This is a genomic window from Candidatus Binatia bacterium (genome assembly GCA_023150935.1).
In the GTDB taxonomy this organism is placed as follows: domain Bacteria; phylum Desulfobacterota; class Binatia; order HRBIN30; family HRBIN30; genus JAKLJW01.
The window spans coordinates 167,172-176,385 of record JAKLJW010000005.1 but is presented as its reverse complement, the minus strand read 5'-3'; the positions used below and the strand labels follow the sequence as shown (position 1 = coordinate 176,385).

Sequence of the window (9,214 nt, the reverse complement as noted above, 5' to 3'; positions counted from 1 at the left end):
CGCACCGGGTCCTGACTGACGAACTGCACCAGTTGCGGGTCGTAGAACCGCGCCCCGTAGTCGTAGAGCGCCGCCGCACTCACCCAGCGCTGGCCGGTGTAGAGATGCTCGGGGACGAAGTCGCTCCCCGGCACGGCCGCCGTGAGACTCGCGCTCTGGCCGCTGGCCGTGTACGCCGCCGGCTGCCCGTAGGCGTTGTAACGGAAGCGCCGCGCCACCGTGCCGTCGGGACACGCCGCGCCGGCCAGATGACAGGTGAGCAGAAGCGTCGAGCCCAGATGGTCGGTGTGGGCGAAGTACACCGGATAACTCGGCGGCACGGGCGGCGGCGAGACACTGCCCGCCCACACCACCCGCAGCCGCGGCCAGGGCAACAACGCCGATACAAGCACCACCACGACCAGCACCAGCGGCCCCCGCGCCAGACGGCCCACCATCCCCAGCCGCACGCGGCGTCCGTATTCCGGGCTCCGCGTCCCCTCGTCCCACCACCGTCGACGGACGACAATGAGTACCAGCCCCACGCCCGCAATGACCGTCAGCGCCGCGGCGGCCTCCGCCGCCTCCACCGCCACCCGCGGCCTCGCCCACCCGTCGCGCCGCTCGGCAGCCTCCATCGCCCGCGCCAGCACCACCGCCCGCTCGCCGTCATACCCCCGCGCCAGCGTCAGCCCCGAGGGCGCCGCCACCGGACTGTGCCCGATGCGCCGCTCCCCCAGATAGATGTGCCGCGTCAGCGTCCCGCCCGTCACCTCGAACCAGCGCCCGTAGTACACCGTCACCTGCTCGCCCGCCGCCCCCTCGTTGACGATACGCGCCACCCGCTGCCCGCGCGCGTCGTGCACGAAGCGCACCGCCGCGCCACCGCCCGTCACCATCGCCAGCCGCCCCTCGGCGTCGTAATTCAGCGTCCGCGGCGCCGCCGCACCGAGCGCCGGCAGCCCCGTCACCGACCCGCTCGGATCGTGACTCACCGCACCCCCCGGCGTCACCGCCTGCACCCGCTGCGGCGCCGGCGCGTTGTCGTAGAAGCTCACTAGCGCCCCCGCCCTCGTGCGATTGCCCAGCCCGTCGTAGGGGTACGTCCACCCGGCCCGCAGCGGCGAGCCGGCCGCGTACGTGCCCGCCGGCGCGGTGGCGGTGAGCGTGTTCAAACCGGGTCCTCGGCGGACGGCCGGTCGCGGAGTGCGACCACCGCCGCGGCAACGCACACCGCGACCACGCAGGCGTGTGCGAAGACGTCGCCGTAGCGCTTGTATACCGCGTCGGCGTGTAACGGGACCACGTCGGCTGCCAGTATCGCCGCGGTGCCCGTGCCGCTGCGCACCGTCCACCGACCGTGCGGGTCGATGATGCCGGAGATACCAGTTGCCGTTGCCCGCACCACCCACGTGCGGTTCTCCACCCCCCGCAAAGTCACCATCGCGGCGTGCTGGGCCGCACCCGCGCCAAGCCAGCCGTCGTTGGACAGGTTCAGCAGCACCGCGGCGCCCGCCGCCATCCGGGTCCGCACGAGTTCGGGAAAGATGGCCTCGAAACATATCGCCACCGCCGTCGGACCGAGCCGGGTCGGCAGCAGGCGCGGGTCGTTGCCCGCCGTGAACACGCGGACCCGTTCGAATCGCCGCCGCAGAAACTCGCTGAAGCGCAGCGGGAAGTACTCGGCGAAAGGCAGCAGATGCGTCTTGTCATAGCGGCCTGTGATCCCCAGGCCGGGGGCCAACGCGAACGCCGAGTTGAAGAACCGCGGTGCCGCGGGATCGGCGCCGTCGAGATGCGGTCCGCCGAGCACCACCTCGGTATCGGTCTCCGCGACCAGTCGCTCAACGGCGATGCGCAGCTCCGCTTCCTCCGGCAGGAAGAACGTCACCGCGCTTTCCGGCCAGAGCAGTACTGCCGCCCGGGTCTTGCGCACCGCCTCCCGCGACAGCCGCAGATAGGTATCCAGCCCGCGGCCGTAGTGCTCCGCGTTCCACTGCGCACCGAGGTCGTTGTTTCCCTGCACCACCGCCACGCGCACCGGCGGCGCGGTGTGGAAATCGGTAGACAGTCGAATGGTGCCGTAAGCGAGCGCCGCCACCAGGAGAGCGGTCGCCACCGCCGCGGTGCCGGCGGCACCGCGGCCGTCGAGCAGGACCGCAGTGACGCTGACGTTGACGAAGAGAACCAGCGCTGACAGAGCGTAGACACCGCCAAGGTCGGCAATCTGAATGAGCCGGAGGTGCGGTACGAGTGCGTAGCCGAGCAGCATCCACGGTTCTCCGGTTAGCAGCTTTGCCCGGGCCAGTTCGCACGCGATCCACGCGGCGGCAATTGTTCCGGCACGCATCAGGCCGCGGGTTCGCGGGATCAGCCATGCGGTAAGGGCGGCAAACGCTGCGTAATAGCTACCCCACAGAACGATGCAGCCGACGACGCCGAACAGGACGCCGAACCACCACGGCTGCTCGTAGTAGAAGGCGATGGCGCCCGGCACCCAGTAGGCCACTCCCCAGATCGCGGCGCTGCCCCACAGCAGGCCCGCGAGCGCCGCGGTGCCCGGACGCAGCGCACGCAACGCGATCAGCAACGGTACCAGCGCGACCCACGCGACTGCCGTGAAGTTCCACGGCGGAAACGCCAGCGCGTGCGCGACGGCGGAGACGAGAACGAGGGCGCAGGTGACGGCCACACTGCCCACATCGGAATCCGGTCGCCCCCAACAGACCCACATCGCCTCTCACTCCGGCGGTTCGCCGCGCCAGCTCCACGTGCCCGTGTCGCCGTTCGTGAACGTGTACGTGCCACTGAGACTGCGGCGGACACGGTGGCCGGTAAACGTGCCGATCTGTCGGTCGTCGGGGCCGACGAGCACGCCGTAGACCTCGGCGCCGTCGAGCTGCGCTTCGAGCTTCGCCTCCTGCACCACGGACGAACCGACAACGGTCACCCGCCCGCCGACGCTGCCGTCGTCGCGCCGCTTCAGATCCACCTGCCAGTCGCGCTTGCCGTACCCGTCACGCCGACTCTGCCACTGTCCGCCGCCGACGAGCTGGCGGACGACGGCGGGCGGCCGGCGGGCGTGGGCACCGTCAGCGGGCAGAAAACGCAACCCGACCGACCCGAGTACTGCCCGCCTAAAGCTGCCACCAGCACCCGTAGTCTCATTGGGAAGCCTCCTTGTGCGCGCTACTCGTTACGTTCCGCAACAGCGATGGGCGCCATACCAGAAACCAGAGCAGCGCCTCCGTCCCGTAAAGCGTCGCCCAGATCAGCAAGCCTCCAGCCATACCGGCAGGCAGTAAGAACACCGCCCCCGCCGCTGCCGGCACGAACCAATCCAGCCAGAGCCGCCACTGGTAACTGCTTGCCACACGCGTGTATTCCCGAGCCCTCGCCATGGGCCAGATGGCCCTGGACGCCGGGCGTCGCGCGGCTTCGAGCGCAGCGTACTCCGCTTCACGCGTAACGACACGCCGCCGATCGAACACGGACAGAAGCGCGCCGACTCCGGCAGCGTACGGAAGCACATCGACGGCAATGGCAAACAACGCCGCAACAACCCGGCTGCGCCCAGTGGCAGCCAGAAACGCACAGATAACCGCGGCCCCACCAGCAAAGCCACCCACTCGGCAAGTCACCATGAAGGAGCAGAAGCCAACCGCAAGCTCGCGAATGGTCGCGTTATCTTCGGACGGCCTGCGCCACTCGCGACTCATTGTACCGTCTCCAGCACAGTCGACATCACCGGCCCCGGCCCTATCCCTGCCGCTATCGCCGTAAAGACTGCGAGTTGGACGCCGGTGGCCGCAAGCATGCCTGCCGGGTTGCCGCCGGAGAACGCCGCAACAATACCAGTCCCAGCTCCTATCAGGTTGAGCTCGGAGTAGAAGGTGAAAGCACCTTGAGAGATCTGGTTCGAAGCGTAGGCTTGGTTCACCCCCACTTGAGTTAGTCCGAACGCTAGAACATCGAGTCCAACCGCAGGGCCGGGAAAAGGATTTGGCACGGTAGCGACAATCTGCACAAGCTCCGATACTGCCGCCAATATCTCGGGCCCGCCCGGCAGCGAGAAGAGCCCTATCCAGGCAAGCGCCTCGGCTGCGGGTCCAGTCCCCGAGGCCGCCTGAGACAGGACGCTCAGAGCCGCGGTCGCACCCGGAACGGACCCGAGGTTGCGCCCCGCGATCGACTCGTAGCCGATCCGGGCCAGAAATCCCGCGGACGCGCTCGCATCCGCGGACGACATGCCGGTCGACTTAAGGAAGCCCGGGAGCCCCTGGAGCAGCAAGGCCAACCCGCCCGGCTTGCCGCCCATTCCTTTGCCCAGTCCCCGCATGGCCAGCGTGCCGGCGAAGTCGCGTGCGCTGACAAGGTCGCCAATGCTCACGGTCGAGACGATGCCTCCGGTGACGGTGAATCCCCCCAGGAAGTTGAGGCCCGACGCGCCTCCGGCATCCGGCACGGTCAGCATCCCCGTCGGGTCCGTCCACCGCACCGGGTTCCACCCCACGTAGGCATACGCCTGCACGTACTCCCGCACCGGGTCCTGACTGACGAACTGCACCAGTTGCGGGTCGTAGAACCGCGCCCCGTAGTCGTAGAGCGCCGCCGCCCCCCCCGCGCGGAAATCCGCGGATGTCGCAGATTTCGCAGAAATCGATGGCCCGATGGTTGGGACGACCGCCACGCCTTCCGACCCAACCTCTCTCTGATGAACCTGGAGATCGTGCGGCCGAGGGATCGATTCGGCCGCTCCCATCTGCGTTACTAGTTCGCGAGTTCGTTGCATGGTGCGAAGAATTTCGGAATGCGCACTTCGGATTGCGGACGAGGGATTCATGAGTTCCGCAATCCGCATTCCGCAATCCGCAATGGGTTGCGGGCGAAGCCCGCGCTGCGTCATCTGCGCCATCTGCGGACTCTCATCTTCGGATCGGCGCTAGCGGCCCGACCGCTTAACAACGTCAGAGCCTCACCGTCCTTCCCCCACATCGCCGCTCACTCCGGCGGCTCACCGCGCCACGCCCACGTACCCGTGTCGCCGTTGCCGAACGTGTACGTGCCGCTGAGACTCTTGCGGACACGTGTCCCGGCGAAGGTACCGATCTGCCGGTCGTCGGGGCCGACGAGCACGCCATAGACCTCGGCGCCGTCGATGCGGCCTTCGATTCGCGCCTCGTCGAGCAGCGGCGAGCCGAGGACGGTAACCCGCCCGCCGATACTGCCGTCGTCGCGCCGCTTCAGCTCCACCTGCCAGTCGCGCCGGCCGTGCCCGTCACGCCGACTCTGCCACTGCCCGCCGCCGACGAACTGGCGGACGACGGCCGGCGGCCGGCGGGCGTGGGCGTCGTCAGCGGGCAGAAAACGCAACCCGACCGACCCGAGCACCACCGCGCCGACACCTGCCACCAGCACCCGTAGTCTCATTGGGAAGCCTCCTTGTGCGCGCTACTCGTTACGTCCCGCAACAGCGATGGGCGCCATACCAGAAACCAGAGCAGCGCCTCCGTCCCGTAAAGCGTCGCCCAGATCAGCAAGCCTCCAGCCATACCGGCAGGGACTAAGAACACAGCTGCCGCCACAAAAGCGCTCAACCAATCCGCCCAGATGACCCGCCGATACCGGTGGGTAACCCTGTGAAAGTCGCAACTTGTCGACTGCGACCAGAACGCCCGGGACGCCGGCTCTCTCGCCCGCTCGATCTCCGCATACTCGGCCTGGTACCTCAACATCCGTCGCCGATCGCACCAGGACAGCAACACTCCCGCAACAATCGCACAGGGGACAAATGGCCACGCAACTAGCGCGAGCGCCTCGACCATCTGGCCTCGGCCGGAGGCGACCCACAATGGTAACGACGGCCACCCGTGGTACTCGCACACGCTCGACATCGGCCAGATCGCCATCACGGCACATCGATGAAGCCGAAGAACATGCCGGAGAGCGTGACGAGCGCTCCCACCGTCATGATCAGGCCGGCCACGAAGTAGCCAACACTATAGATACGCTCGTCGAACCGCCGGCCCGTGAGTTCATATGCTTGCCGGGCGGCCTCGCGTGCCCACGCTTTGTTCCTCAGCATCGCGAACACGCCAACGAGGGCGGCGAAGGCTGTGATGAGGTACTGCAGGAGCCGCATGGTCTCTCCTCAATCAGTACCTGACCGGCCCCCAAGCGTGGAACGCCGTCCCGCTGATGCCCCTCGGACCGCCGATCCCCACCTCCACGAACGGCCAAGCACCGATGCCATAACCGACCTGAACAACAATGAGCGTCGGCGTCGTTATCTGCACCGCAACGGCCCAGCCGGGCGAGGCAGCAAACGGCGACGCCGACACGCTTACGCTCCCGGGCGGGGAGGTCAGCGACCCGCCAGCGTACGGGTAATATCCCTCGCTCGCGAACATGACGCCGCCCGTTGCACCAAGCAGGTACCCCGCCGTGACGTTGATATCGATGTATCCCCCGAACATCGACGCGACCGCCAGCCCCTCCGCCGCGGCGGCCTTCGCCACCCCTATGTCACCGAGGACGGCGGCGACGCCGGTGTCGCCCCGGGACGCCGCGCCCAGCGCGCTCAGGGGCCCACTCGCCCCCGGCAACGAGGCGACGGACGACGACGCCACGGTTTCCAATCCAATGTGCGTATAGAACTCCGCGCCGGCCGTTGCCCCCGGCGGGTCCAGACCGCCGGTTTCCAGGAAAGCCGCCAGATCGGGGATGCTTGGGAGACCTCCAGCCGGGCCATTCTTGCCGCCATGTCCTGGCCCGCGGGCGCGAAGCGCCGTGGCGTAGTCGGCCGCCCGGATGACCTCGGGTACCGTCGGAACGAGCGCTACAGGGCCGGAGATCGGGAACCCGAGCGCGAAGTTGAGGCCCGACGCGCCTCCGGCATCCGGCACGGTCAGCATCCCCGTCGGGTCGGTGTACCGCACCGGATTCCAGCCCACGTACGCATACGCCTGCACGTACTCCCGCACCGGGTCCTGACTGACGAACTGCACCAGTTGCGGGTCGTAGAAACGCGCCCCGTAGTCGTAGAGCGCCGCCGCACACCCAGCGCGGAAGTCCGCAGATGCCGCAGATTTCGCAGAAGTCGATGGCCCGATGGTTGGGGCGACCACCACGCCTTCAGACCCAACCTCACTCGGATGACCCTGAAGTTCGTGCGGCTCAGGGATCCATTCGGCCGCTCCCATCTGCGTCATCTGCGTCATCTGCGGATTCTCATCTTCGGATCGGCGCTAACAGCGCAACCGCCTCAAGACCCTCCCCCCATCGCCGCCTCACTCCGGCGGCGCGCCACGCCAGCTCCACGTGCCCGTGTCGCCGTTGCCGAACGTGTACGTGCCGCTCATGCTCTTGCGCGCACGCGTGCCGGTGAACGTACCGATCTGGCGGTCGTCGGGGCCGACGAGCACGCCGTAGACCTCGGCGCCGTCGATGCGGCCTTCGATCCGCGCCTCGTCGAGCAGCGGCGAACCGAGCACGGTGATGCGGCCGACCAGCGAGTCGTCATCTCGGCGCTTGAGTTCGACGTGCCAATCGCGCTTGTCGAGGCCATCGCGCTGGCTCTGCCACGTGCCGGCGCCGAGGAACTGGCGGAGCACCACCGGCGGTTGGGCCTTTTTGACCACTGCGTCTTGCTCCAGCGCGGACAAGCTCAAGGCACCGACGATTGACAGCCCCAGCAATGCGGCAGTCAGCAGCTTCGGTGTTCTCATCGCGCGATCTCCTTCCCTTCGAGAATTACCTCCAACCGTGAGCCGGCCCTTCAGTCGTTCCGGTCTTTCCAACCTGCGTCCACCCAGCCGTGACAGGCACTGATTCCCAAGCGCACCCATCGCCTGGCTCAGCCGTTCTCACGGCCCAAACACATGCGGCCCCGACCACTTCCGCTTGACCTCGATCCGATCTGACGGGAACCGTGCCGCGAGCGCCTGCACCAGGGCCTCCTCCAGCCCTCGGGTGAAATCCGTCTGCCAACCGTTGTGCAGGTCGCGGATCTGCACGGCGACTTCTCCAGTCTGCTTCTGGACCGCAACCGTAATGAAGATGAGTGAGTAACCGGTCCCCTCATCAGACCGCCGGTAATCGGCCACGATCCGATAGAACCAATAGTCGGTGTCCTCGGATTGTTGTTGCAAGCGCTTGAGATCAGGGCTTGGCGTGAATCTAAAGCTCCGCGCGACCTCCGCTACGGTCGCAACGACTGCCGCCACGTCCGGGCCACCGGCGCTCACCGCATCCCCGCCTTCGGGATGCATCCCGAGGAAAATCGTGTAGGAGAAACACCCACACAGCGAAACGGATGTGAGCACTGTGAGCGCGAATCGGAGACTTGTGTTCATTGCCCGACTAACCACAGCAAACTCCCCGGCACGCCAAACCCTACGGTGCCCGCCAGGCGATACGCCTGCCCGTACAGCCCCGGCTCGACGCCCGGCCCCGCCCACATATTAGCGACGAAACGGAAGTAGGGAGGTGAGACAAGGAATCCGTCTCTCCCTACCTCTATATCATGGGATATCGCGGCCTCGTTCGGCTTCGTTCCACTGGACTGGATCGGCCCCGTGTCCCCGGTCCGGCCCGGCCAGTTCAGACCGCCGGCATTACTGAGACGCGGCACTACCACGGTACCGGTGTCGTAGGAACCGAATTTAACCAAGGCAGGGTTCAGGGTGGCCATTCCCCATGCGAGTTGGACCGCGCCGCGGGTAATCCCCGACACCGTGCCGTAAAATAGGCCACCGAGATCATTGAACTCTCCGTTGAAGATGCCCGCTGCGGCCTGGGAAAACCCGCCGACCACGTCGCCTCCGGTACTCCCGGCGACCGCTGCCCCGACCACCCCGCCAACCGCCGCGCTTGTCGCTGCCGAAGCGAGGGCAGCGGCAACAACCGCCGGGGCAATGGCCGTCCATACGAGTGCGGTAAGGAAGTTGGAAAGCCCGCCCGCGTTCGCCACTGCCGAGAAGAACCCGCCACCTCCAAGGCCGGGAATCGTGCCGAAACGAGTTTCCAGGAAGTAATCAAACGACCATTCCAGGGGCATCGTCACGCCGGCTGTGCTGAACTGCCCGCCAATGTCGCCACCCAGCCCGAAGAACATCCCCGTCGGGTCCGTGTACCGCACCGGACTCCACCCCACATACGCATACGCCTGCACGTACTCCCGCACCGGGTCCTGACTGACGAACTGCACCAGTTGCGGGTCGTAGAACCGCGCCCC

12 protein-coding genes are annotated in these 9,214 nt (G+C 67.3%); all 12 read right to left on the bottom strand.

Annotated elements, in window-relative coordinates:
• Positions 1-1,154, bottom strand: a 1,154-nt coding sequence (locus L6Q96_05840) for a hypothetical protein (protein ID MCK6554092.1), incomplete at its 3' end; no start/stop codon positions are given.
• Positions 1,151-2,671: an apolipoprotein N-acyltransferase gene (gene lnt / locus L6Q96_05835; protein MCK6554091.1), complete on the bottom strand. Its 1,521-nt coding sequence runs from the start codon at positions 2,669-2,671 to the stop codon at positions 1,151-1,153. The genes L6Q96_05840 and lnt, both read right to left, overlap by 4 nt.
• A 48-nt stretch (positions 2,672-2,719) precedes the next feature.
• On the bottom strand, positions 2,720-3,091 hold the full coding sequence (locus L6Q96_05830; GenBank protein ID MCK6554090.1) for a hypothetical protein: 372 nt from the start codon (positions 3,089-3,091) through the stop codon (positions 2,720-2,722).
• A 52-nt stretch (positions 3,092-3,143) separates the two neighbouring features.
• Positions 3,144-3,698, bottom strand: a complete 555-nt coding sequence (locus tag L6Q96_05825; protein ID MCK6554089.1) for a hypothetical protein — start codon at positions 3,696-3,698, stop codon at positions 3,144-3,146.
• The gene (locus tag L6Q96_05820; GenBank protein MCK6554088.1) at positions 3,695-4,669 is read right to left on the bottom strand and encodes an RHS repeat-associated core domain-containing protein; all 975 of its coding nucleotides are present in this window, start codon (positions 4,667-4,669) and stop codon (positions 3,695-3,697) included. The genes L6Q96_05825 and L6Q96_05820 overlap by 4 nt, the downstream gene beginning before the upstream one ends.
• A 311-nt stretch (positions 4,670-4,980) precedes the next feature.
• Entirely contained in the window at positions 4,981-5,409 is a 429-nt protein-coding gene (locus L6Q96_05815) for a hypothetical protein (GenBank protein ID MCK6554087.1), read from the bottom strand.
• Entirely contained in the window at positions 5,406-5,714 is a 309-nt protein-coding gene (locus L6Q96_05810) for a hypothetical protein (GenBank protein MCK6554086.1), read from the bottom strand. The genes L6Q96_05815 and L6Q96_05810 overlap by 4 nt, the downstream gene beginning before the upstream one ends.
• A gap of 173 nt (positions 5,715-5,887) precedes the next feature.
• On the bottom strand, positions 5,888-6,121 hold the full coding sequence (locus L6Q96_05805) for a hypothetical protein (protein ID MCK6554085.1): 234 nt from the start codon (positions 6,119-6,121) through the stop codon (positions 5,888-5,890).
• 13 nt (positions 6,122-6,134) lie between these two features.
• Positions 6,135-7,199: a hypothetical protein gene (locus tag L6Q96_05800; GenBank protein ID MCK6554084.1), complete on the bottom strand. Its 1,065-nt coding sequence runs from the start codon at positions 7,197-7,199 to the stop codon at positions 6,135-6,137.
• A 69-nt stretch (positions 7,200-7,268) separates the two neighbouring features.
• Positions 7,269-7,706 (bottom strand): hypothetical protein, encoded by a 438-nt coding sequence (locus L6Q96_05795; GenBank protein ID MCK6554083.1) that lies wholly within the window; start codon positions 7,704-7,706, stop codon positions 7,269-7,271.
• A gap of 138 nt (positions 7,707-7,844) precedes the next feature.
• Positions 7,845-8,225 carry a hypothetical protein gene (locus L6Q96_05790; protein ID MCK6554082.1) on the bottom strand — a complete coding sequence of 127 codons (381 nt, stop codon included), beginning with the start codon at positions 8,223-8,225 and terminating at the stop codon, positions 7,845-7,847.
• A 104-nt stretch (positions 8,226-8,329) separates the two neighbouring features.
• The coding region (locus tag L6Q96_05785; protein MCK6554081.1) for a hypothetical protein at positions 8,330-9,214 on the bottom strand (885 nt) is incomplete at its 5' end.

Bases quoted from the DNA above. Each gene is read 5' to 3' on its own strand.
- L6Q96_05815 (MCK6554087.1), bottom strand. From the start codon at position 5,409: ATGAGACTACGGGTGCTGGTGGCAGGTGTCGGCGCGGTGGTGCTCGGG.
- L6Q96_05800 (MCK6554084.1), bottom strand. From the start codon at position 7,199: ATGACGCAGATGACGCAGATGGGAGCGGCCGAATGGATCCCTGAGCCG.
- L6Q96_05795 (MCK6554083.1), bottom strand. From the start codon at position 7,706: ATGAGAACACCGAAGCTGCTGACTGCCGCATTGCTGGGGCTGTCAATC.
- L6Q96_05825 (MCK6554089.1), bottom strand. From the start codon at position 3,698: ATGAGTCGCGAGTGGCGCAGGCCGTCCGAAGATAACGCGACCATTCGC.
- L6Q96_05810 (MCK6554086.1), bottom strand. From the start codon at position 5,714: ATGTTGAGGTACCAGGCCGAGTATGCGGAGATCGAGCGGGCGAGAGAG.
- L6Q96_05805 (MCK6554085.1), bottom strand. From the start codon at position 6,121: ATGCGGCTCCTGCAGTACCTCATCACAGCCTTCGCCGCCCTCGTTGGC.